Annotated in this window: 22 protein-coding genes and 1 pseudogene; 21 read left to right on the top strand and 2 right to left on the bottom strand. The window is 63.9% G+C overall.

The features are described 5' to 3' along the window. Positions 1-12: 12 nt before the first annotated feature. On the bottom strand, positions 13-1,497 hold the full coding sequence (locus tag ACWNC0_RS18895; protein WP_449473844.1) for a glucan biosynthesis protein: 1,485 nt from the start codon (positions 1,495-1,497) through the stop codon (positions 13-15). 216 nt (positions 1,498-1,713) lie between these two features. Continuing rightward, positions 1,714-2,541, bottom strand: coding sequence for a flagellin N-terminal helical domain-containing protein (locus tag ACWNC0_RS18890; protein ID WP_449473842.1), 828 nt, complete (start codon positions 2,539-2,541; stop codon positions 1,714-1,716). A 14-nt stretch (positions 2,542-2,555) separates the two neighbouring features. On the opposite strand from ACWNC0_RS18890, the gene ACWNC0_RS18885 reads away from it, so the two are divergent. The 21 genes and pseudogenes from ACWNC0_RS18885 to ACWNC0_RS18785 all read left to right on the top strand — a co-directional run bounded on the left by ACWNC0_RS18885 (position 2,556) and on the right by ACWNC0_RS18785 (position 20,877). After that, the gene (locus ACWNC0_RS18885) at positions 2,556-2,783 is read left to right on the top strand and encodes a hypothetical protein (RefSeq protein WP_449473841.1); all 228 of its coding nucleotides are present in this window, start codon (positions 2,556-2,558) and stop codon (positions 2,781-2,783) included. A gap of 87 nt (positions 2,784-2,870) precedes the next feature. Further along, a complete protein-coding gene (locus ACWNC0_RS18880) occupies positions 2,871-4,109 on the top strand; it encodes a sigma 54-interacting transcriptional regulator (RefSeq protein ID WP_449473839.1) in 1,239 nt (412 codons plus the stop codon). A 12-nt stretch (positions 4,110-4,121) separates the two neighbouring features. Further along, positions 4,122-4,481: a flagellar hook-basal body complex protein FliE gene (fliE, locus tag ACWNC0_RS18875; protein ID WP_449473838.1), complete on the top strand. Its 360-nt coding sequence runs from the start codon at positions 4,122-4,124 to the stop codon at positions 4,479-4,481. A gap of 3 nt (positions 4,482-4,484) precedes the next feature. Next, positions 4,485-6,221: a flagellar basal-body MS-ring/collar protein FliF gene (gene fliF / locus ACWNC0_RS18870; RefSeq protein WP_449473836.1), complete on the top strand. Its 1,737-nt coding sequence runs from the start codon at positions 4,485-4,487 to the stop codon at positions 6,219-6,221. After that, the gene (fliG, locus tag ACWNC0_RS18865) at positions 6,214-7,230 is read left to right on the top strand and encodes a flagellar motor switch protein FliG (protein WP_449473834.1); all 1,017 of its coding nucleotides are present in this window, start codon (positions 6,214-6,216) and stop codon (positions 7,228-7,230) included. The genes fliF and fliG overlap by 8 nt, the downstream gene beginning before the upstream one ends. Continuing rightward, the gene (locus ACWNC0_RS18860) at positions 7,223-7,861 is read left to right on the top strand and encodes a FliH/SctL family protein (protein WP_449473833.1); all 639 of its coding nucleotides are present in this window, start codon (positions 7,223-7,225) and stop codon (positions 7,859-7,861) included. The genes fliG and ACWNC0_RS18860 overlap by 8 nt, the downstream gene beginning before the upstream one ends. A gap of 13 nt (positions 7,862-7,874) precedes the next feature. After that, positions 7,875-9,203 carry a FliI/YscN family ATPase gene (locus ACWNC0_RS18855; protein ID WP_449473831.1) on the top strand — a complete coding sequence of 443 codons (1,329 nt, stop codon included), beginning with the start codon at positions 7,875-7,877 and terminating at the stop codon, positions 9,201-9,203. 56 nt (positions 9,204-9,259) lie between these two features. Continuing rightward, entirely contained in the window at positions 9,260-9,625 is a 366-nt protein-coding gene (locus tag ACWNC0_RS18850) for a hypothetical protein (RefSeq protein WP_449474666.1), read from the top strand. Between the two features lies 1 nt (position 9,626). Then, positions 9,627-11,462: a flagellar hook-length control protein FliK gene (locus ACWNC0_RS18845; RefSeq protein ID WP_449473829.1), complete on the top strand. Its 1,836-nt coding sequence runs from the start codon at positions 9,627-9,629 to the stop codon at positions 11,460-11,462. Positions 11,463-11,490: 28 nt separating this feature from the next. Continuing rightward, a complete protein-coding gene (locus ACWNC0_RS18840) occupies positions 11,491-12,135 on the top strand; it encodes a flagellar basal body-associated FliL family protein (RefSeq protein WP_449473827.1) in 645 nt (214 codons plus the stop codon). 51 nt (positions 12,136-12,186) lie between these two features. Further along, positions 12,187-13,071: a flagellar motor switch protein FliM gene (locus ACWNC0_RS18835; RefSeq protein ID WP_449473825.1), complete on the top strand. Its 885-nt coding sequence runs from the start codon at positions 12,187-12,189 to the stop codon at positions 13,069-13,071. Continuing rightward, positions 13,068-13,407: pseudogene (fliN, locus tag ACWNC0_RS18830) on the top strand (flagellar motor switch protein FliN). The gene ACWNC0_RS18835 and the pseudogene fliN overlap by 4 nt, the downstream one beginning before the upstream one ends. Positions 13,408-13,491: 84 nt before the next feature. After that, positions 13,492-13,758 carry a FliO/MopB family protein gene (locus ACWNC0_RS18825; RefSeq protein ID WP_449473823.1) on the top strand — a complete coding sequence of 89 codons (267 nt, stop codon included), beginning with the start codon at positions 13,492-13,494 and terminating at the stop codon, positions 13,756-13,758. Between the two features lie 103 nt (positions 13,759-13,861). Continuing rightward, the gene (gene fliP / locus ACWNC0_RS18820) at positions 13,862-14,635 is read left to right on the top strand and encodes a flagellar type III secretion system pore protein FliP (RefSeq protein WP_449473821.1); all 774 of its coding nucleotides are present in this window, start codon (positions 13,862-13,864) and stop codon (positions 14,633-14,635) included. A 37-nt stretch (positions 14,636-14,672) separates the two neighbouring features. Beyond that, positions 14,673-14,945: a flagellar biosynthesis protein FliQ gene (gene fliQ, locus ACWNC0_RS18815; protein WP_066527003.1), complete on the top strand. Its 273-nt coding sequence runs from the start codon at positions 14,673-14,675 to the stop codon at positions 14,943-14,945. After that, positions 14,942-15,724: a flagellar biosynthetic protein FliR gene (fliR, locus tag ACWNC0_RS18810; RefSeq protein WP_449473819.1), complete on the top strand. Its 783-nt coding sequence runs from the start codon at positions 14,942-14,944 to the stop codon at positions 15,722-15,724. Before fliQ ends, fliR begins: the two co-directional genes overlap by 4 nt. A gap of 1 nt (position 15,725) precedes the next feature. Next, positions 15,726-16,862 carry a flagellar type III secretion system protein FlhB gene (gene flhB, locus ACWNC0_RS18805; protein WP_449473817.1) on the top strand — a complete coding sequence of 379 codons (1,137 nt, stop codon included), beginning with the start codon at positions 15,726-15,728 and terminating at the stop codon, positions 16,860-16,862. 223 nt (positions 16,863-17,085) lie between these two features. After that, the gene (locus ACWNC0_RS18800) at positions 17,086-17,541 is read left to right on the top strand and encodes a hypothetical protein (protein WP_449473815.1); all 456 of its coding nucleotides are present in this window, start codon (positions 17,086-17,088) and stop codon (positions 17,539-17,541) included. 95 nt (positions 17,542-17,636) lie between these two features. Continuing rightward, on the top strand, positions 17,637-19,043 hold the full coding sequence (gene fliD, locus ACWNC0_RS18795; protein ID WP_449473813.1) for a flagellar filament capping protein FliD: 1,407 nt from the start codon (positions 17,637-17,639) through the stop codon (positions 19,041-19,043). Between the two features lie 18 nt (positions 19,044-19,061). After that, positions 19,062-19,460, top strand: a complete 399-nt coding sequence (locus tag ACWNC0_RS18790) for a flagellar export chaperone FliS (RefSeq protein WP_449473811.1) — start codon at positions 19,062-19,064, stop codon at positions 19,458-19,460. Positions 19,461-19,683: 223 nt separating this feature from the next. Beyond that, positions 19,684-20,877: an acetylornithine transaminase gene (locus tag ACWNC0_RS18785; protein ID WP_449473809.1), complete on the top strand. Its 1,194-nt coding sequence runs from the start codon at positions 19,684-19,686 to the stop codon at positions 20,875-20,877. The last annotated feature ends 1 nt before the right edge of the window (position 20,878 follow it).

Below are 20,878 nucleotides of genomic sequence, written 5' to 3'. Positions count from 1 at the left end.
CCGCCGGTTTCTTCAAGCGCCTAGCGGATAATGCACATATTCGCTGAGCGCGGTATTGCCGGAGCGAAGCTGAACCCGGATATCGGCCGCTTTGCCGCCATCCCGCCGTAGATCGAGGGCGACGCGGAAAAGGCCGGGCTGATGCAGGACGGGATAGCCGCCCTTCCTGACCAATGCAGCGCCTGCCGTATCGACCCAGATATCCGGACGCGCATCTTGCGCAACGCCGGAAAAGTCGAGGATCAGGCGGTCGACGCCCGCTTCATTAGCCTGTCCGGTCCAGATAGTGGCGAGCACCGCGCCGCTCTTTGCCGGCCCACCCGCGGACGACCAGTCCAGCCGGTAACTGGCGTCGATCCTGCCGCCCCCGCGCACGGCCGCCGCAGGGGTCCAATAGGCGCAGACATTATCGACATATTCGCTGGTGGTGGGAAATTCGTAGAGCCGCACCTGCCCGGCACCCAATGGTTTGCGCGAAGCTGCCCATAGCGAGGGACGGCGCTCGTAAAACACGCCGTCATCCTGATAATGGTCGAAGTTCCGATCCCGCTGCATCAGGCCGAAGCCCTGAGGATTGCGTTCGGCAAAGGCATCGACGCGCGGAGCGGACGGATTGATGAGCGGACGCGCATGGGTCGTCCCATCAGCGCTGCCGATCGCGAGCAGGTCGGAATCATGGATTTCCGGCCGCCAATCGGTGCGGGACGCGCGGCTTGCCTGATCATACCAGAACATGCTCGTCATCGGCATCAGCCCCAGTTCGGCAATCGCGCGGCGGGGGAACAGGGCGGTGTCCACATCCTGCCGCACGCCCTGCGGGGTCAGCTCGCTTACGAAGCGATAGGCCCCCGTGATGGAAGCGCCATCGAGCAGGGCGTAGATAGTGATGCTGCTGCGGCCTGTGCGCTCCAGCCAGAAATGGGTGAAGCGAGGGAACTCCTCCTTGCCCTGAATGCTGGTGTTGATCGCGATCGCGCGGGCGGACAGGCCGAACTGCTTCGTGGCGCCGGGGGAGCGGAAATAGCTGGCCCCGAGGAAGGACAGCCAGTCGCCATTGCGCGCCGCATTCATGACGCGGAACCCGGCATAACCAGCGTCCGGCCCCAGCTGTTGCACCGCATTGTCGGCGGGGGCGTCGAACATCGTCGGATCATAACGCAGCGGGACGGCGCGGCCATTTTCCACCAGCTCGATTTCCACTGGCTGTTCGGCCGAGGCGCTCAACGGGAAAAGTTGCACTCCGGTGTCGCCGGGTAGGTTGCCCCAGATGGTCCGGTCTTCGCGGAAGCGCGCCTTGTAGAGGGCATCATAGTCGACCTTGCGGGCGCCGGGATGATGAGGCGTTTCCCTATAAGGCTGCCGCGAGAGCCGCTGGGCGCGGGCGATCACCATTTCCCATGAAAAGCGCCCGCGACCCTGCTGGGCCAGGGCCGATCCGGGCAGGAGAAGGGTGGCGCCTGAGGCGGCGATCATTGCGCGCCGGTCAATCTTCATCATGGCCGTAATGATGGGCGCATGGCCGCACATTGCAAGCCTTGGCAGGCCAAAATGCGGTGAAGCCTCCGCCCGGGGGGACGGAGGCTTCGATATGCTGGCCGTTCGATCGAAGGTTGGTTGCCCGGCGCGGTGGGGACTGTTGATGTGCCGGGTTCCCGTGACTGACTGTAAGGTGACCAATACCCCAGCCGGTCAATTCAGTTCAGCTATTCCAGATTACTGGATCAGCTTCAGGACGTTCTGCTGGCTCTGGTTCGCCTGGGCGAGCATCGCGGTCGAAGCCTGGTTCAGGATCTGCGCCTTGGCGAGCGCGGTCGTTTCGGCCGAGAAGTCGGCGTCTTCGATGCGGCTCTTGGCGTCAGACAGGTTGGTGATGTTGTTGGTCAGACCGTTGACCGTCGATTCCAGCTGGTTCTGAGCAGCACCGAGCGAAGCGCGGGTCGTCGCCACATCCTTCAGCATGGTGTCGACGTCGGTCAGGGCCGTGGCGGCGCCGGTCGTCGTGCTGACGTCCGAAGAAGCAAGGTTGGTCAGCGCCGAGAAGGCGATGTTCACGACGTCGCCGGAATTGGCGCCGGCCTGGATGTCCACGTCGCCGGCCTTAGCGGTGTAGGTTGCGCCAGCTGCGCTGTTGAAGATGCGGACGCCGTTGAATTCGGTCGTGGCGAGGACGCTGGTGATCTGAGTCGTCAGCGCGGTCGCTTCAGCGTTCAGGTTGGTGCGGTCGGTTGCCGAGTAGGTTTCCGACTTCGACTGGACGGCCAGTTCGCGGATACGCTGCAGCATGTTGGCGACTTCGCCGAGAGCGCCTTCCGCCGTCTGAGCGAGCGAAATGCCGTCATTGGCGTTGCGGATGCCCTGGGTCATGCCCTTGATCTGCGAGGTCATCTGCGAAGCGATCGCGAGGCCCGCTGCGTCGTCCTTGGCGCTGTTGATGCGCTTGCCGCTCGACAGACGCTCCATGGCGGTGCTCAGCGACTTGCCAGCGAGAGCCGAAGCGTTGGCGGCGCGCAGAGCAGAAGAGTTGGTTCCGATAACAGTCATGATATTCCCTTTCTATGTCCTATCAGGTCGCTGCCATCAGGCTGCTTGCGGCCTCGAAAGGGGATAACGGCGGCGCGGAAAAAGCTTTTAGGCCTGAGCGCGATTTTTTTGAGAAAAGTTTAAAAAGCCCGGAAATCAAGGCTTTCACGCGCGCGCGTCCAATAGAAGCCGACTTCGTGCGGCGGGAAAGCGGAAGAAAATTGCCGCCGACCGGCAAGGTTATTGCCGCATTAACCAGATGATAACCATGCGAAGGGCATTTGTCAGAGCATCGAAGGGGGGTTGGAACGTGCGGGGGCACAATCCGGCCAAAATGATTGGGGACTTTCATGGCATCGTTAGACGTCAGCCGAGGTGTCTGCGCCCTCGTTCCGGGCCTGCAACATTGGCTGGAAAATGCCTTTTACATGGTACGCATCGTCGATGCGCAGAGCCCGCGTGAGCGGGAGGACCGCCGCGTCCTTCTGGCGACCGAGATCGGCCATGCCACCCATCGCGACATCCTGATCAACATGATCGACGGCGCGCCTTCGCTGGTGCCTGCCGCCAACGGCCTGCCCGCCCGCGTGGCTTTCGGCCTTGAAGACATGGCCTTCGCCTTTGCCCTGATCGCCGAGCTGGCCCGCCCCGCGAGCGTCCCGGCAGTAGGCGACGCCGCCAGCAGCCGCCTGATGACGCTGGCTGGCCGGGTTGCCCGCAGCGACGCCACCGTCCTGATCCAGGGCGACACCGGCACGGGCAAAGAAGGCATGGCGCGCTTTCTTCATGCGCAGTCGGGTCGCATTTCCCACGACTTCATCGCAGTCAACTGCGCCGCGCTTCCTGAAACCATGATGGAAGCGATGCTGTTCGGTCATAAGAAGGGCAGTTTCACCGGCGCGGCAAACGCTTCGGACGGCCTGTTTCTCGCGGCGGACGGCGGCACGCTGTTCCTTGACGAAATCGCCGAACTGCCGCTGCCGCTTCAGGCGAAGCTGCTCCGCGCGTTGCAGGAAGGTGAAGTCTTGCCGGTCGGTGCAACCCATCCGGTGCCGGTCAACGTCCGCATCATCGCCGCCTGCAACCGCGACCTCGCCGCCGAAGTCGCCGCCGGGCGTTTCCGCGAAGATCTTTACTGGCGCCTCCACGTCATGCCGCTGGAACTGCGCCCGCTGGCCGAGCGCGCTGGCGACGTGACCGCCATCGCCGCCGCCATGCTGCTGCGCCATCAGGATTTCGTCTGGCCGACCGCCGCCGCGCTGGAAAAGCTCGCCGCCCATGTCTGGCCCGGCAACGCCCGTGAGCTGGGCAATGTGCTTCAGCGCGCTATCGTGCTGCGTGAAGGTGACCGGATCGAGGACGAAGACCTGCACATCGCCAGCGCGCCGCAGCTGCGTGTCGTGGGCGCGCCTGCCCCGGCCGAGCCGGTCCGCTTGCGCGACGTTGCTCACCAGTCGAAACTGGAGGCGGTCCGCGCCGCGCTTCGTGAAACGGACGGCCACCGCGCCGCCGCCGCCCGCAAACTCGGCATTTCAGAACGCACCCTGCGCTATCGGCTTGCCGAGATGCGCGAACTTGCAGCGGCTTGAGGGAGGTAGGGCATGACCGGCATTTCCCCGACTGACAGCGTGATGGCGATACGCAACGCCATCCTTCAGAAGAACGCCGCCCTGCGCGACGTCGCCCAGACCGGGACGGTCGGTGGCGGCGCGGGTGTGGGCGGGGCCGAGGGCACCAAGCCCGGCGGCTTCACCGAGGCGCTCAACTCTGCCTTGCAACAGGTCAACGGCTTGCAGAGCCAGGCGGGCGCGGCGGCTTCCGCGTTCGAGCGTGGCGAGACTACCGATATCGCTGCCGTCATGCTGGCCAAGCAGCAGGCGTCGGTCAGCTTCGAGGCGACACTTCAGGTCCGCAACAAACTCCTGTCCGCCTATAAGGACATTATGAGCATGCCGGTATAAACCATGAGCGAGAACGCACTCACCCTCGATGGCGGCGCAGCCGCTCTCCCCGCCACCAGCGGCGCCGGTTTCGGCGGTGCGAAGGGCGCCGATGCGCTCAAAGCGCGCTTCACCGGCCTCATCAAGCAGCCAGCGGTAGCGAAAAGCCTGCCGCTGCTCGGCCTGCTGGGCGTCGTTGCTACCGCTGGTGCTGCATGGCTCGCGCTTCGCGAACCGCCGCAGCGCGACCTGTTCCGTGGCCTGCCCGATGCTGACAAATCAGCGGTTGCGCAGGTTCTGGACCAGAGCGGCCTCGCCTATGACTTCGACAAGTCGGGCGCGATGACCGTGGCCGAAGACGATTATTTCAAGGCGAAGATGATGCTCGCCGCACAAGGCCTGCCCAAGAGCGCGCCTGACGGCAACAGCATGATCGACAGCCTGCCGATGGGCGCCAGCCGCGCGGTCGAGGGCGAAAAGCTCCGCTCCGCCCGCGAAATGGACCTTGCCCGTACGATCGAGGCTATCGACAGTGTTGAGAGCGCCAAGGTCCACCTCGCCGTTGAACCGCCCAGCGTTTTCTTGCGGGATCGGGCCAAGCCTTCGGCATCGATCATGCTCCGCCTCGCTTCGGGCCGGACATTGGCCGACGCGCAGGTAAGCGCGATCGTTCACCTCGTCGCATCATCGGTGCCGGAACTCAGCCCCGACCAGATTTCGCTGGTGGACCAGAATGGCCGCCTGCTCAGCAATAATGACGGGAATGCCGCCGACGATCGCCAACTCGCTGTCCAGGGGAAGATCGAGGACCGCTATCGCCAGTCGGTGATCGCGCTGCTGACCCCGATCCTGGGCGAAGGCAAATTCTCGACGGAAGTCCGGGCTGAACTGAACTTTGCCGAACGTCAGGCGACCCGCGAAAGCTTCCCGCAGGACGAGGCGCGCCTTCGCACCGAGCAGGGCACTTGGGCATCCGACCCGCGCGGTCAGGGCGCTGGCGGCGAGGCAAGCGGCGTTCCGGGCGCACTCAGCAATCAGGCGCCGGTCAACCCGACCGTCACGCAGACCAATCCCAATGGTCAGGCCGTCAGCCAGGGTACGCAGGCCAATCAGCCAGCCACCCCGGCCAGCGCCCCGATGAAGACCGAGGAAACCTTCAACCGCAGCTTCGAGCTTGGCCGTGAAGTGTCGGTGACCAGGGACGCGGTCGGCACAGTCAAGCGCCTGTCGGTCGCCGTCGCGCTCGACAATAGCGCGGATGGCAAGCCCCGCTCGGCGCAGGAAATCGCCGCTCTGGAAGCGTTGGTGAAGGGCGCGGTCGGTTTCGACCAGGCGCGCGGCGACGTGGTCGCCCTGTCCTCGCGCAGCTTCGTGAAGGCCGAGGAAGTGAAAGCGCCCTGGTATGAAGCCGACTGGGTCTCACCGCTGGTGCGTAACCTGTCTGCTCTCGCCGTCGCGCTGTTGGTCATCTTCGGCATCGGTCGCCCGCTGCTGAAGCGCCGCGCCGCTGCTCAGGAAGCCACCGCTGCCGACATGGCCGCACAGGGCCAGAAGATCGGCCGCGAAATCTCAACCGAAATCGGCCGCCATGCCGCTGCGACGCCGCAGGCAGGAAAGCCGATCACGCTCGACATGATCTCGTCCACCTATGACTATGCGCAGCGCGCCGACCTCATTCGCAACTTCGTGAAGCAGGACCCGGATCGTGCCGCCCTTGTCGTCCGCGACCTCCTGAAGGAAGGGAAGAAGGACAATGGCTGAGGCCGCAACCGCTCCTGCCGCCATCAAGGGCAGCGCCGCCGCCGCCGTCCTGCTGATGCTGTTCGACGAGGATGAAGCCGCGCAGATCCTCTCCCGCCTGGAACCCGACGAAGTCCGCCAGCTTGGTTATGCCATGTATGACGTCGCCGATGTCGCGGTCGAGGAAGTCAACGAAGCGCTCGATCATTTCGTGACCAAGGCGAAGAAGCGCACCACCATCGGCTATGGCGCGACCCGCCACATTCGCGGGGCGATGACCAAGGCGCTGGGCGAGGAACGCGCCGAGACCATATTGGCCCGCATCACGCCGCCGACCCGCTCCACCCAGCTCGAAATGCTGAAGTGGATGGACGCCAAGGAAGTAGCTTCCCTGATCGAAGCGGAGCATCCGCAGATCATGGCGATCGTGCTCGCTCATCTGGAAGCGCCGGTAGCCGCCGACGTCCTGCAACTGCTTCCGGCAGAATATCAGGAAGAGATCGTCTATCGCATTGCCACGCTCGGCCCCGTGTCGAACGAGGCGCTGGACGACCTGGAGCAGCTGTTGCTGCGGGGCTCCACGTCCAAGAAACAGGGTGCGGCGTCGCAGCGCGGCGGTACGATCGAAGCCGCTGCGATCATGAACAATGTCCGCAAGGACAATGAACAGCGGATAATGAAGGCCGTCGCCAAGCGCGACAAGATGATCGCCCAGACCATCGAAGAAGAGATGTTCGTGTTCGATAACCTGATCGACATGGATGACAAGAATATGGGTACGCTGATGCGCACCATCGACAGCTCCGTGCTGGTCGTGGCGCTGAAGGGCGCGAACGAGATGCTGAAGGGCAAGATCTTCGGCGCCATGTCGGCGCGCGCGGCTCAGGCCATCGCCGACGAGATCGAGGAACGCGGACCCATTCGCCTTGCAGAGGTGATGGAGGCGCAAAAGCTGATCATCGCCACCGCGCGCCGCATGGCGGACGCAGGCACCATCATGCTGGGCGGCAAGGGGAACGACTTTGTTTAAGGTCTGGGACGCAGGCAGCTGTCAGGATTTCTCTAGCATTCCGCTGGGCGGCATGGGGCAGGTGAAGAGCGGAAGCTTTCGCAGCCTTTATGCCGACGGGGCGGCTTCGCCCGGCATGACGATGCACAGCGCCATGCCCGCGATGACCGACGAAGACCTGCTAGAGCAGGCGCGGATGGAAGCCTTCACCCTCGGTTTCGATGAAGGATGCCGGGTGGTCGGGGACGCCGCCGCCGCCGATGCCGAAGCGCGGGCTCGCCTTGCCGAAGCGCTGGAACTGCTGACGCCCGCGCCCAGTGGCATGCTGTCCACCATGTTGTCCGCTGCCGTCGTTCGCTTGGTCGAGCAGATCGTGGGCGAGGTGGAGATCGACATCGAACGGCTGGTCCAGCGCTGTGACACGGTCGCCGCCTTCATCGAAGATAATGAGGACAAGAGCGCGCTGCACCTGCATCCTGAGGATGTGGCGATGCTGGAAGGGGAAACGATCGGCCTCAAGCTGATCGGCGACCCCGCTATGCATCGCGGTTGCGTCCGCCTCGAGACCGCCGACGGCTGGGTCGAAGATGGCCCCGACGTGCGCCTGTCGCGCCTGCGCGCGCTGATGGACGATATGGAAGGCCGTTCATGAAGGGGATTTGGGCATGATCAAGGCCTCGCTTGCCCAGGCCGAAAGCCTGTTCGACCATCTTCAGGTTCAAAACCGCGCCCCCCGCCATGTTGGCCGACTGGTCAGCCACGACGCAGGCATGCTGGAGGTCACAGGCTTCCGCAAGCCGATCGGCGCGGGCGCGCGGGTGATCGCATCGGACGGCACAGTCTGCCGCGCCGAAGTCATTGGCTTTCGTGGCGACAAGACCCTGCTGGTTCCGCTCGACAATGATGTACCGCTGGAAAATGGTGCTCGCGTTGAACCGGACAGCCAGGCGAATATGGTGCAGGTGGGCGAGGGGCTGATCGGCCGCGTCATCGACGCCATGGGCCAACCGCTCGACCGCAAGGGGCCGATCATCGCGGGCGGCAGCTGGCCGCTCAACGGCGTCAAGGGCAACGTCCTTGACCGTGGCCGGGTCACCGAACCATTCGATCTGGGCGTGCGCGCGGTCAACGCGCTGCTGACCGCCGGGCGCGGTCAGCGCATCGCCATCATTGCGGGCTCTGGGGTCGGCAAATCGGTCCTGATGGGCCAAATGATCGCCGGGGCCGAAGCCGACATCGTCGTCGTGGGCCTGATTGGCGAACGTGGCCGCGAAGTCAGCGACTTCCTTGAAACCAAGCTTAAAAATTCGATGCACAAGTCGATCGTCGTCGCGGTGCCCGCCGATCATCCCCCGGTGCTGCGCCTGCGCGCCGCCGCCCGTGCCACCGCCATCGCCGAATATTTCCGCGCACGCGGCAAGAAAGTCCTGCTGCTGATCGACAGCCTGACCCGCTGCGCCCATGCCCAGCGCGAGATTGGCCTGGCGCTGGGCGAACCGCCCGCGATGAAGGGCTATCCGCCCTCGGCCCTCGCGCTGATCCCCCGGTTGGTGGAACGCGCTGGCGTCGATACCCGCACCGGCGGTTCGATCACCGCGCTCTACACCGTGCTGGCAGACGGCGACGATACGGATGATCCGATCGTGGACGCTGCCCGCGCCATCGTGGACGGTCATTTCGTTCTCTCGCGCCATCTGTCGGAACAGGCGATCTTTCCCGCCATCGACATCGGCAAATCCCTCTCGCGCGTCATGGCCGATGTGGTGCCGGACGAGCATCGCATGGCCGCCGCTTCCTATCGTCGCCTCTGGGCAGCCTATGAGGAAAATCGCGACCTCATCCTGATGGGCGCCTATCGCCCGGGCAATGACCCGGTGATCGATGAAGCGGTGCAGCGCCGCCAGGAAATCCTCGACTTCATCCGGCAGGATCAGAAGAGCCGCATAGACCTCGACACCAGCGCCGGTGCGCTAATCGCTGAGTTTGGCGCGTGAAGGGTGCGCTCAAGACCCGCCAGCGCGTGCTGCGCGTCCGCCATGTGCAACATGCCATGGCCGTTGCTGAAACCGCCCGCGCTCAGGACGAGGCGGACGGCATCGAACGCAACGCCGACAGGCTGCGCAAGGTGCGGAGCGATCTTTTTTCAGACCCCGGCATGGCAATTGGCGCGAATTTTGCAGCGATGCAGGAACTGGCGGGCCGTCTTGAACAGGCGGGGCGGCAGCTGGACGGTGCGCTCTACGATGCGCGCCGTAAGGTAGAAGTGAAGGAAGGTCTCAGCCAAGTGACCAATCGCGATCGCGAAATCGCCGAAAAGCTCAAGGATCGCGCCCACGCGAACCTGGAGGAATGGCGGGAGAACAAGCTGGCGGCCTTGCCGCGCTACCGCCGGATGCAGCGGACGGGAGATGTCTGACATGAACATGCTTTCCAGCCTGAAGGCACTGCTCTTTTCCTCGGCTTCGCCGGGCGTGGCTGCGTCGCAGCCTGCCGTGCCGGGCGAAACGGCGGACTTCGCCGCGCTGCTCAATGGCACCATGGCGCAAGAGGCTGTTGCGTCTCCAGCCCTGCCGGAGATTGACGGGCAGGGTGCCGCTGCCGCCGTGCCAGAGATTCCCGGCGTCGAGGGGCAAGATGCTGCCACCACCACCCCGGCTCTTCCTATGAACATCGGTCAGCCAGAGGCCACACCTGCGCATGGTCATGTACCGCACGGGCTTGCCATAGCGGTTGCCGCTGGCAAGGATTTGCCGTCATCATTGCCGCCCGGCCGAGCGCTGGGTCTCATCAAGCAGGTTGCTGATGCGCCAGTGGATGAGCAGGCGAAGGTTGAGCCTGCCGGACTCCCCGCGCAGGCTGAGGCAGGCTTGCCGAACGAAGCGCCTATTCAGCCTGAAACCGCATTGCCAGAACAACCGGAACAACCGAAACAAGTGGCCGAACCCCTTCACTTGCCCAAGCCGCGCCCGGACATCCGTAAGGACGACGCTGCGCCGGAAGTGATCAGTCCGGTGGTACAGGATGCTCCTCCGGCCCCCACAAAATCTTCGCGCAAGGAAAAGGCGAAGACTGAACTGCCGCAGCAGGATGCCGTGACTGTGGCGCCAGTGCCGCAACCCGTCGCGGCTGCTGCGGATGTTCCGCCGGTTGCTTCCGTGCCAGCGGCGCCAGAACAGGTGTCAGCAGACAACCCGCAAGCCACCGCCGCTATGTCAAGCATGACCGCGATGGCGGGGGCGACGCCACCGACGCCGAAAGGCCGCTCGCCGCTGCCGCGCGAACCTGAAGGGATTGCTCCTGACCAGCGCGCTGCGCGCAGTGAGGGCAAGGTTCCGTCAGCGGTTCCCGATGTACCCGTTGCGACTGCCGGAAACGAAAGCCCAGCGCCTGAACTCACCATGGCAGCAGCGCCGGTACTCAATGGCAAGCCAATGAAGGCAGAAGCGATCGCCCTGCTGCAAATCGTGCGTGAACAGGTGGCCGCGCGCCAGACGGGCGCGCCGGTGCGGGTTGGCGAACAGGTCTCGGCCGCCGCTCATGCGAAAGCCGATGCGTCCGCTCGTCCTGTTGACACGACGTTCGACCCCTCCATCCTTCCGCCGCCCTCTGACACGGTTCCGGCCGTTCCTGCCGCCTCCGCGCCGCAGGGCGCCACGCCGTCCTTGCCCATCGCCTCGCCATCGCCTGATCTGTCCGCCAGCCTTGGCGCTCAGGTGGTCGACATGGGCGTATCGGGGCAGTGGATCGACGGGCTGGCCCGCGACATCGCCGGGCTGTCCGCCAATGGCGCGCAGGGCCGTTTCCAGATCGATACGCACCATCTTGGCGCTGTGCAGGTGGACATCCGCCATAACATGGATGGCGCCGCCGTCAGCCTGACCGTCGCCAGCGAGGCGGCGGAAATGGCCTTGCGTCAGGATAGCGACCGGCTGAAGCTCGACGCAGGGCTGGCCGCCGTGCGCATCGCCGAGGTGAAGGTCGAACGCGCGCCCGCTATCGCCGAAGCGCATCGTGCCGAAACGGCCAATCAGTCGCCGTCTCAGCAGCAGCAACAGTCGCAGCAGGGCTCTCAAACGTCCGCCTGGGCGCAGAATAGCGGCCAGAATATGGGCCAGCCCCAGGGTCAGCAAAATCGCTGGCAGGGGCGCGAAAATAACGGCTTTGGCCCTAAAGGCTCCGGCGATCCTGCCGTTCTTAACCATGCGGATGCGCAGCCTGCCGCCCATGACAGGGCGCGCGCGCGGTACGCATAGGATTTAAGGATATTCGGGGGACCGGCAGATGAGCGAAGAGGCGAAGGCGAAGAAGAAAAAGGGCGGGGGCAAGAAGATGATCCTCCTCGTCGCCGCCGCGCTCGTTCTGGGTGGTGCGGGGACGGCTGGCGGGCTCTACGCCGCCGGTTTCTTCAGCGCCAAGGAAGAAGGGCCGAAGGAAGACCCGAACAAGCCTGTCCTGGTCCTGGCGGGCGAGAGCGCCGAGGAAATCGCCAAGGCCCATGGCATGGCTGGCGGCGAGGGGCATGGTGAAGGCGGCGGCGGCGGCGGCACGCATGCGCCCGCGCATCCGGGCAAGGGCATCGACCTGCCCACGCCTGCCAATCCGGCCGCCTATCAGGCCACCTATTTCCAGTTGCAGGCGCCTTTCACCTCCAACATGTCGGACACGGACGCCTTCGCCCAGATCTCCGTCGCGGTATCGACCTATTACGACCTGCGCGTGATCGAGGCGATCAAGACCCATGAGATGGCGATTCGCAGTCAGGTTTTGATGATGCTCGCGCAGCAGCCCGAAACGATGCTGGCGACGCCCGAAGGCAAACGCCAGCTCCAGGGGCGCATAAAGGGCGTCATAAACGATATTTTGAAGCAAAAGACGGGTTATGGCGGCATAGATAACGTTTATTTTACCAATTTCGTTATTCAATAGGGGTGCCTGAAAGGTCGGGAAGTCCCCCGTCCACTAGGGCAGGGGACTATCATGACCGACGTTCAGACCTACGCCCTCGGGCGCGGGGAATCGCAGACACCACAGCTGCTGTCCGGACTAGACCGGCTGGGCGAAAAGCTCGGCCGGCGTTTGCGTGCCTTGATTGAGCCTATCTCCGGCGTGCGCCCGCACATCGCGATGCTTGACGCGCGGGTGCTCGATTTCGGCGAATGGTCGACGGAAGTGCCCGCCTTTTCCAGCATCGGCGTTTATCGCATCACGCCGCTCAAAGGACAGATGCTGCTGCGCATGGACGCGGCCATGATCTCGACCCTGGTGGATTGCTTCTATGGCGGCCCCGGCAATCGCCCGCTGCCCGCACGCGGCGAGTTCACGCCGACCGAAGACCGGCTGATCAGCCGCATTTCCGAAGGGGTGATCGGGCGTCTCGTCGAAAGCTGGACCGATATTCTGCCGTTGGAAATTGGCCTCATCGTCCGTGAAGCGGGCATCGGCTTCGCGTCGGCGGCGCAGCCGGGCGAACAGATGGTGCTGCAACGCTTCATGCTCAGCATCGCGCGGGATCAGGAATGGCCGATCGACCTGCTCTTCCCGCTGTCGTCGCTGCGCGCGGTGGAGCCGCTCATGGGCGCCAAGGCCACGGTCGATGAAGAACGCATCGATCCTGTGTGGCAGGCGCGCATCGCCAACCGCATGCGCGACATCCGCCTGCCCGCCCGCACCGTGCTGGCACGCCCCAATCTCTCGCTCGCCGACCTCATGCAGTTGAAGACCGGCGACATCATTCCAGTAAACATCAGCCGCAGCCTGCCACTGATCGTGGGCGACCGCATCGTCGCTCACGGATCAATCGGCGAGCAGGACGGCCGCGCCGCATTCCAGATCGAAAAGATAGCACAGGGACCAGAACAATGAGTGACATGAGCGAAGCGCCGCGGATTGACGGCTTTGCCGAAGAAGGGCTGAGCCGGATGGCGAGCAACCGCCAGTTCCGCCTGCTGGCCGACATTCCGGTCCGCATGTCGGTGGAGGTCGGCTCCACTTCGCTGCGTCTGGCGGAGGTCATCGGACCTGGCCGAAGGCAGCATCGTGGAACTCGACCGTCAGGCCGATGATCTGCTCGACATCATGGTGAACGGCGCTCTGATCGCGAAGGGCGAGGTCGTCACGGTGAATGGCCGCTATGGCATCCGCATCGTCGATATCGCCGCCGCCGAAAGCCGCCTCGCCGGGGTCGAACGGCGCGGCTGATCGCGCTCAATGCCTTTTTCTCTTGCTGCGCGCCGATCTTTCTGATTCGGAAAGGCGATTAACCATGAAAGCGGATCGCGCCCCATGTTCTGGTACTTCGTCAAACTGCTGATCCTCCTGCCGCTGGTCGGCGGCATGGCCTTTGGCGCGCTGTGGCTCTGGCGCAAATATCAGCCCGGCCTGATGGTGGGGCAGGATGGCCGGTCCCTGAAGATGCTGGAGGCGTTGCCGCTCGGCACCTTCGGCAAGCTCGCCGTAGTCGAGTTCGAGGGCAAGAAGATCCTGCTGTCCGTCACGCGCGGCCGGATCGAGAAGATCGCGGAAGGCGATCCCTATCGTGCGGGGCGCTGAGCTTCTCCCCTCCGTTCGCCCTGAGCCTGTCGAAGGGCATCCCTTCTCTTCAAGAAGTGAAGGGCTTCGACAAGCTCAGCCTGAACGGGTGTCAGGGCGTCTGGTGATCGCCCTTCTGGTCGCAGGGCTGCTGTCTTGGTTGTTCTTAACGACCCCCGCGCTGGCCCAAGCCGCCGCCCCCGCAACGCCCGTCGATAATGGCGGCGCGCTGACCCGCGCGATGGGCGCGATCTCTGGCGACGGCCGTTCGCTGTCGCTGTCGCTGCAAATCCTCGTCCTGATGAGCCTGCTGTCGGTGCTGCCGTCGCTCGTGCTCATGATGACCAGCTTCACCCGCATCATCATCGTCCTGTCGCTGCTGCGGCAGGCGCTGGGATTGCAGCAGACGCCGCCCAATCAGGTGCTGGTGGGCCTCTCGCTCTTCCTCTCCCTCTTCGTGATGCGCCCGGCGATCGATCAGATCAACGCCCAGGCGTTCGACCCCTATGGCAAGGGCCAGATCAGCATCGAGGAAGCGGTAGGTCGCTCGGGCAAGGTGCTGCACGGCTTCATGACCAAACAGACGCGTGAGACCGACCTCAAACTCTTCGCCAACCTCGCCGAGGCGCCCGCTTTCCGCTCGCCTGCCGACATTCCTTTCTCGATCCTGTTGCCTGCCTTCGTGACGAGCGAACTCAAGACCGCCTTCCAGATCGGCTTCATGATCTTCCTGCCGTTTCTTATCATCGACCTTGTGGTCGCCTCCACGCTGATGGCGCTGGGCATGATGATGTTGTCTCCGACCATCATCTCCATGCCGTTCAAGCTGCTGCTGTTCGTGCTGGTGGATGGATGGGCGCTGACCATGGGGTCGCTGGCGGGATCGTTTGCGACATGACCGGCTCCCTCCTTCATCGGGGTGGGGAGTAGGGGGTATGGACAATGCCGACTTCTTCATGGGCCTTGCCCAACAGGCGCTCTGGATCACCGCGCTCGCCGCCGCGCCGATCCTGATCCCCGCACTCATCGCGGGCGTCCTCATCGGCATGGTGCAGGCCGCGACCTCGATCAACGAACAGACGCTCAGTTTCATCCCCAAGATCATCGTCGTCGGCGCGATGCTGGTGCTGTTCGGCGGGTCGATCCTCGTCCTGATCGCCGATTTCACCCGCGAGATATTCGAACGCATCCCGGACCTGCTGCAATGATCGCACCGGGCTTCGCGAATGTGGAGACGCAGCTGTGGATCTGGCTTATCGCCATGATCCGTCCGGGCGCGGCCTTCATCGCGGCGCCCGTGTTCGGCGCGCCTGCCGTGCCGCTGCCGCTGCGCTTCATCCTCTCGCTGGCGCTTGGCATGGCCGCGCTCAACAGCGTCACGATTCAGCTGCCGCAGGACGGCGTAGCCAGCTTCGCAGGCGTGATGCTGGTCATGGGGGAAGTGCTGGCCGGGCTCGCCATGGGTTTTGCGGTGCAGATCGGCTATGCCGCAGCCTTCGTCGCGGGGGAGACGATCGGCAATGCCATGGGCCTCAACTTCGCGGCCATGGTCGATCCCTCCTCGGGCCAGCATACGCAGGCGATCGGTACGTTCCTCTCGATCCTCGCCACCTTCCTGCTGCTCGGCATGGACGGTCACCTGATGCTGGCCAGCTTTGTGGTGCAAAGCTACAAGGCGCTGCCGCCGGGCGACGCAATGCTCAGTAATGACGCGGTCTGGCATCTGGTCCAGTTCGGCGGATCGCTGCTTGGCGCGGGCGTTACTGTCGCGCTGCCGGTCGGCTTCGCGCTCATTCTGGTGCAGATCATCATGGGCATCCTCGCCCGCAGCGCGCCATCGCTCAATCTCTTTGCCGTTGGCATGCCAGTCGCCGTCATGGCGGGACTCATCCTGCTGGCCGTCGCCGCGCCGGTGATGGGGGAAGGGCTCACCGCCGCGCTCAAGGCGGGGCTCGACCAGGCCCAGTCCATAGCGGAAGGCCGCTGACATGGCGGGGGATAATGGCGGCGGCGAAAAGACCGAGAAGCCAACCCAGAAGAAATTGCAGGACGCCGCCAAGAAGGGCGACATCCTCCAGTCCAAGGAACTGGCGACCGCGCTGGTGGTGATGGCCGGGATCGGCTGGATCGCGGTAACGGGGCCGTCCGTCGTTGAATCCCTGTCGCAGATGCTGATCGAAGCGCTGCGCTTCCGCCGGGAAGACATTACCGATTTCGCTCCGGCCGCGCGCGGCATGAGCCTGCTCACCGGCATAGCGCTGCCGGTCGGCGGCATATTGCTCGCGACGACACTGGCGGCAATCGCCGGGCCAGCCATCCTCGGCTCGCTCGGCTTCCGCCCCGGCGCCTTCGCGCCCAAGGCGTCGAAGCTCAATCCGGCGGCGGGCCTCAAGCGCATGTTCGGCATGCAGGGCCTCATCGAACTGATGAAGTCGATCGCTAAGGTAACGCTGCTCGGAGCGATCGGCGTCTGGCTGATCTGGGATCGTCTGACCGCGATTATCGGCCTTGGCTCATCGGGCCTCGCTCCTGCCATGTCGGACCTTGGCAACATGTTCATCATGACCTGCCTCGTCATGGCGGGCGGCCTGTTCCTTATCGCGGGCATCGACGTCCCCGCGCAGATCATGCAGCGGTCCAAGCGGCTTGGCATGAGCAAGCAGGACATCAAGGACGAGCATAAGGAAAGCGAAGGGTCGCCCGAACTCAAGGGCCATATCCGCCGCCGCCAGTTCGAAGTGTTGAGCGGATCGACGCGCAAGGCCGTGGCTGAGGCCAGCGTGATCATCACCAACCCCACGCATTTCGCGGTCGCCCTGCGCTACAAGCCTGGACAGGACGCCGCGCCCATCGTCGTGGCCAAGGGTTGCGACGCGATCGCCGCCGCCATTCGTGAGCTTGCCGATCAGAATGGCGTCACGGTGCTGCAATATCCCGACCTCGCCCGCGCCATCTACTTCACCTCGCGCGCGGGGCAGATCGTCAATGAAGGGCTCTACATGGCGGTCGCGACCGTGCTAGCCTTCGTCTTCCGCGTGGAAAACCGGATGGCGAGCGAGATCGATCGGCCCTTCATCAGCGTGCCCGACGATCTGCGCTTCGACGCCGATGGCCGAAATTTGTAGGGCAACACGCTTTAAATCGGCACCGCCGCCCTGCTTCCGTTCGCCCTGAGCCTGTCGAAGGGCTTTTCTTTTTTCAAAGAAAGGAAAGGGCTTCGACAAGCTCAGCCCGAACGGGGCGGGGTGATTTAAATGGGAGGTGCCCTGAAAAAATTCTCAAGGTGAACTAAATCTTAGGCATTGCTGGCCGTAATATATTCATGGGGACGCATTAGGATGGTGCGTCATGAACGAATATGTTTCGCGGAGCGACTTGTCGCAGGTTGATCGGGTATCATCCCGAACGCCTTCGGCCGTGCCCGCAGTCCAGCCGATTGCAGCGCAGCAGGGCGTCGATCCGCATGCGGACAAGCCCCAGAACGGCGACACGAACTCCACTCTGTCCGAAGATGACCTCGCCAGCGCGGCGGAATATGCCAAGGTGCATGCTCGCGTGGCTGACATACTGGCACAACTGCGATCGGCCTCGGCCGGACCCACGGTTGAAGGGGCGGAGGCCGAAATTCAGTCGCTGCTGCCCGCGCCGATGATCCTGGTGCCGTTGCCACCCGCATCGAAGGAAGTGGTCGAAAGCGCCGTCACCTTGGGCAAACGCATCGCGGAGCAGGCAAGCTATGCCCATGCCGCGCAGGCGCATCTGCGCCGTGGCACGGTGGATCAGCTGCTTTCAATCGACGGTTGAGGAAAGATCGCCGCGCGCGATCTTCCTCTACCCCATGAAAATCATTCCTAAAGGTCTTCATCCTAGAGCCGTTCTCATCCTCGAAAGGACGGACGATGACCTCGGTAAGCAGCAGCATTTCAACAGCGCTCGGCATTGGGTCCGGCATCGACACCGGAGCGCTGGTCACCAGCCTGGTGAGCGCTGCCCGCGACCCGAAGCAGAAGCAGATTACCGATCGTCAGAGCACCAATAATGCACGGATTTCGGCGCTCGCATCGGCCTCCAGCTCGCTCGATACTTTTGCCAACGCCCTGAACAGCCTGCTCGCCGGAACGGGTTTCGCGGGTTCGCCCGCCTCCAATGATCCCAGCATTGCGGCTGTCAGCCTGCTGCCGGGCGGTGTGCCAAAGCTGCCAGCGCAGCTTCAGGTGCAGCAGCTTGCCTCTGCGCAGACCATTGCCTCTGCACCCGTTTCAGGCGCAACCGCCGCCACCGTGCTTGGCGCGGGCAGCTTCTCGCTGACAGTGGGTAGCGGCGCCGCCGTCCCCATCACGCTTGGTGCCGGTGCCACCTATGCCGACCTTGCAGCGGCGATCAACGCAGCCGGGACAAGCGTCAGCGCCAGTGTCATCTCCGACAATCAGGGCACGCGCCTGGTGATGAAGGGCGCGACGGGCGACGCGAACAGCTTTACCTTCACCAACACATCTTCGCCTGCAAACGCGGCGCTCGATGCCTTTACGTGGGACGGCGCGACCGGCGGGATGACGCGTCAGGTGCAGGCCAAGGATTCGATCATCCTTCTGGACGGCGTTGAGCAGCATTACAGCAGCAATACGATCGACACCGCCATCGCCAACCTGCGCATTGACCTGAACAAGGCCGCGCCGGGCACGAATGTGACGCTGGCATCGACCGAGCCGACCACGTCGATGCGCGACCTGATGGTCGAGTTCGTCGATGCCTATAATACGCTGATGAAGGCGCTGAACACCGCCACCGCGGCCGGTGGCAATTCGTCCAGCGCGGGCGCTTTGAACGGCGAGGCATCGATCCGCGACATGAAGCGGCAGCTGTCGCAGATGACGTCGGCCGTTCTGGCGCCCACGGGGACCTATACGACGCTGTCGTCCATCGGTGTCAGCACCAATCGCGACGGCACGCTGAAGCTGGACACCGCCGCGCTCGACAAGGCGCTTCTCGCCGACCCCGCCGGGATCACCCAGATGCTGAACCCGGCGGTCAAGTCGGACACGAAGCCCGGCCTCGCCGGTCTGATGGACAGCGTGCGCGACAAGATTCAGCAGACGGATGGTCCGCTGGCTGCGGCAAAAAGCAAATATGAAAAGCTGGGTGAGGCGCTGACCGAGCAGCTGGAAAAGCTGAACGACCAGATGACCGACTATCAGGCGCAGCTTTCCAAGGTCTATTCGGCGATGGACAAGCGTCTGGCGGCCTTCAAGGCGACCCAGAACTATCTGGAACAGCAGGTCGCCATGTGGACCAAGAGCGATAATTGATAACAGGGGTCAGGTAAGATGTTCTATTCTCAACAGGGCTATGCAGGCAATCGCGCGGCACGCGGCTATGCGGCCGTGCATTCGGGCAGCCGGATCGAAGGCGCCACGCCCCATGCGCTGGTAAAGGTGCTGTTCGACGAACTGTTGATCGCTCTCGAAGCCACCGCGCTGGCCGAACGCAACAACGACCGGTTGAAAGTTTCCGACAAGCAGGCCCGCGCCATGTCGATCCTGATCGCGCTCGAATCCAGCCTCGACTTCGACAAGGGCGGCGACATCGCCATGGGTCTCGCCCAAATCTACCGCGAAGCGCGCCGCTTGCTGCTGCTCAGCGCCAAGGAACGCTCGCCCGAACATGCCGAGCAGGCCCGCGACATCATCGCCGAAATCGCCGACGCCTGGAACCAGATCGCCTGACGATCCTCCAACAGCCGTCATCCCAGCGAAAGCTGGGATCTCAGGCGAGAGGGCACAACCCAGCCTAACGAGATCCCAGCGTCCGCTGGGACGACGCTGGTAGAATGGCTTGCGCCACTCCAGCGCCCCTAGTATAGGCAGCGCTCGCAAAGGGCGGCCCGGCGGGGGCCGCCTTTTTGCGTTTTGAGACTTTTTCATCAGCCCCAGCGAAGGGAGGGCCACCATGTCGATTACGCCGCTCATGCCCGTTTACCCCCGGTGCGATGTCCGCCCGGTGCGAGGCGAGGGCTGCTATCTGATCGGCGAACGTGGCGAGCGTTATCTCGACTTCGCCAGCGGCATCGCGGTCAATTTGCTCGGCCATGGCCACCCGAAACTGGTGAAGGCGATCGCGGATCAGGCCGCGACGCTGATGCACACGTCGAACCTCTACGGCATGCCGCTGGGGGAAAAGTTCGCGCAGCGGCTGGTCGATTCGACCTTCGCCGACACAGTCTTCTTCACCAATTCGGGCGCAGAAGCGGTCGAGTGCGCGATCAAGACCGCGCGCCGCTACCATTATGCCAATGGCGAGGCGCACCGTCACAATATCATCAGCTTCGACAACGCCTTCCACGGCCGGACTTTGGGGACCATCTCGGCCACCAGCCAGCCCAAGATGCGCGACGGCTTCGAACCGCTGCTGCCCGGCTTCACCGTCGTGCCATTCAACGACCTGGAAGCTGCCGCCGCTGCGGTCGATGACAACACGGCCGGTTTCCTCGTCGAAACCGTGCAGGGTGAGGGCGGCGTCACGCCCGCGACCCAAGAGTTCCTCACCGGCCTGCGCAAGCTGTGCGATGACAAGGGTATGCTCCTCATCCTCGACGAAGTGCAGTGCGGCTATGCCCGCACCGGCACCTTCTTCGCCCATGAGCAATATGGCGTGAACCCCGACATCATGGCCGTCGCCAAGGGCATAGGCGCGGGCTTCCCGCTCGGTGCCTGCCTGGCGACGGAAGAAGCGGCCAAGGGCATGGTGTTCGGCACCCACGGCTCCACCTATGGCGGCAACCCGCTCGCCATGGCGGTGGGCCTGACTGTGCTGGACGAAGTGCTGGGCGAAGGCTTCCTCGACCATGTGAACAGTATCGGCGCGCGCCTGCGTTCCGCGCTGGAGCAGCTTATCCCCAATCACGACATGTTCGAGGATGTGCGCGGCCTTGGCCTGATGCTCGGCGTCAAATTGAAGGACAGCAGCGACGCGCGAAACTTCGTGGCGCATCTGCGCGACAATCATGGGTTGTTGGTGGTGTCGGCCGGACAAAATGTCGTCCGCATTCTGCCGCCGCTCATCATTGACGAGAAGCATGTCGCCGAATGCATCGAAAAACTGTCCGCTGGTGCCCGCAGCTTCGCGGAGGCTTCAGCGGCTTAGA

This window comes from Sphingobium chungangianum (assembly GCF_977014255.1).
The sequence above is the reverse complement of the archived record's forward strand: the minus strand, read 5'-3'. Positions and strand labels throughout refer to the sequence as shown.

What these genes read in the sequence shown, in the direction of transcription:
- ACWNC0_RS18885 (WP_449473841.1), top strand. Translation starts at nt 2,556, where the DNA reads ATGTCCTATCAGGTCGCTGCCATCAGGCTGCTTGCGGCCTCGAAAGGG.
- ACWNC0_RS18850 (WP_449474666.1), top strand. Translation starts at nt 9,260, where the DNA reads ATGGCCGTTGCTGAAACCGCCCGCGCTCAGGACGAGGCGGACGGCATC.
- fliQ (WP_066527003.1), top strand. Translation starts at nt 14,673, where the DNA reads ATGGACAATGCCGACTTCTTCATGGGCCTTGCCCAACAGGCGCTCTGG.
- fliF (WP_449473836.1), top strand. Translation starts at nt 4,485, where the DNA reads ATGAGCGAGAACGCACTCACCCTCGATGGCGGCGCAGCCGCTCTCCCC.
- ACWNC0_RS18835 (WP_449473825.1), top strand. Translation starts at nt 12,187, where the DNA reads ATGACCGACGTTCAGACCTACGCCCTCGGGCGCGGGGAATCGCAGACA.
- ACWNC0_RS18800 (WP_449473815.1), top strand. Translation starts at nt 17,086, where the DNA reads ATGAACGAATATGTTTCGCGGAGCGACTTGTCGCAGGTTGATCGGGTA.
- ACWNC0_RS18840 (WP_449473827.1), top strand. Translation starts at nt 11,491, where the DNA reads ATGAGCGAAGAGGCGAAGGCGAAGAAGAAAAAGGGCGGGGGCAAGAAG.
- flhB (WP_449473817.1), top strand. Translation starts at nt 15,726, where the DNA reads ATGGCGGGGGATAATGGCGGCGGCGAAAAGACCGAGAAGCCAACCCAG.
- ACWNC0_RS18845 (WP_449473829.1), top strand. Translation starts at nt 9,627, where the DNA reads ATGAACATGCTTTCCAGCCTGAAGGCACTGCTCTTTTCCTCGGCTTCG.
- ACWNC0_RS18880 (WP_449473839.1), top strand. Translation starts at nt 2,871, where the DNA reads ATGGCATCGTTAGACGTCAGCCGAGGTGTCTGCGCCCTCGTTCCGGGC.
- fliE (WP_449473838.1), top strand. Translation starts at nt 4,122, where the DNA reads ATGACCGGCATTTCCCCGACTGACAGCGTGATGGCGATACGCAACGCC.
- ACWNC0_RS18895 (WP_449473844.1), bottom strand. Translation starts at nt 1,497, where the DNA reads ATGATGAAGATTGACCGGCGCGCAATGATCGCCGCCTCAGGCGCCACC.
- ACWNC0_RS18855 (WP_449473831.1), top strand. Translation starts at nt 7,875, where the DNA reads ATGATCAAGGCCTCGCTTGCCCAGGCCGAAAGCCTGTTCGACCATCTT.
- fliR (WP_449473819.1), top strand. Translation starts at nt 14,942, where the DNA reads ATGATCGCACCGGGCTTCGCGAATGTGGAGACGCAGCTGTGGATCTGG.
- ACWNC0_RS18785 (WP_449473809.1), top strand. Translation starts at nt 19,684, where the DNA reads ATGTCGATTACGCCGCTCATGCCCGTTTACCCCCGGTGCGATGTCCGC.
- fliG (WP_449473834.1), top strand. Translation starts at nt 6,214, where the DNA reads ATGGCTGAGGCCGCAACCGCTCCTGCCGCCATCAAGGGCAGCGCCGCC.
- ACWNC0_RS18825 (WP_449473823.1), top strand. Translation starts at nt 13,492, where the DNA reads ATGTTCTGGTACTTCGTCAAACTGCTGATCCTCCTGCCGCTGGTCGGC.
- fliD (WP_449473813.1), top strand. Translation starts at nt 17,637, where the DNA reads ATGACCTCGGTAAGCAGCAGCATTTCAACAGCGCTCGGCATTGGGTCC.
- ACWNC0_RS18790 (WP_449473811.1), top strand. Translation starts at nt 19,062, where the DNA reads ATGTTCTATTCTCAACAGGGCTATGCAGGCAATCGCGCGGCACGCGGC.
- ACWNC0_RS18890 (WP_449473842.1), bottom strand. Translation starts at nt 2,541, where the DNA reads ATGACTGTTATCGGAACCAACTCTTCTGCTCTGCGCGCCGCCAACGCT.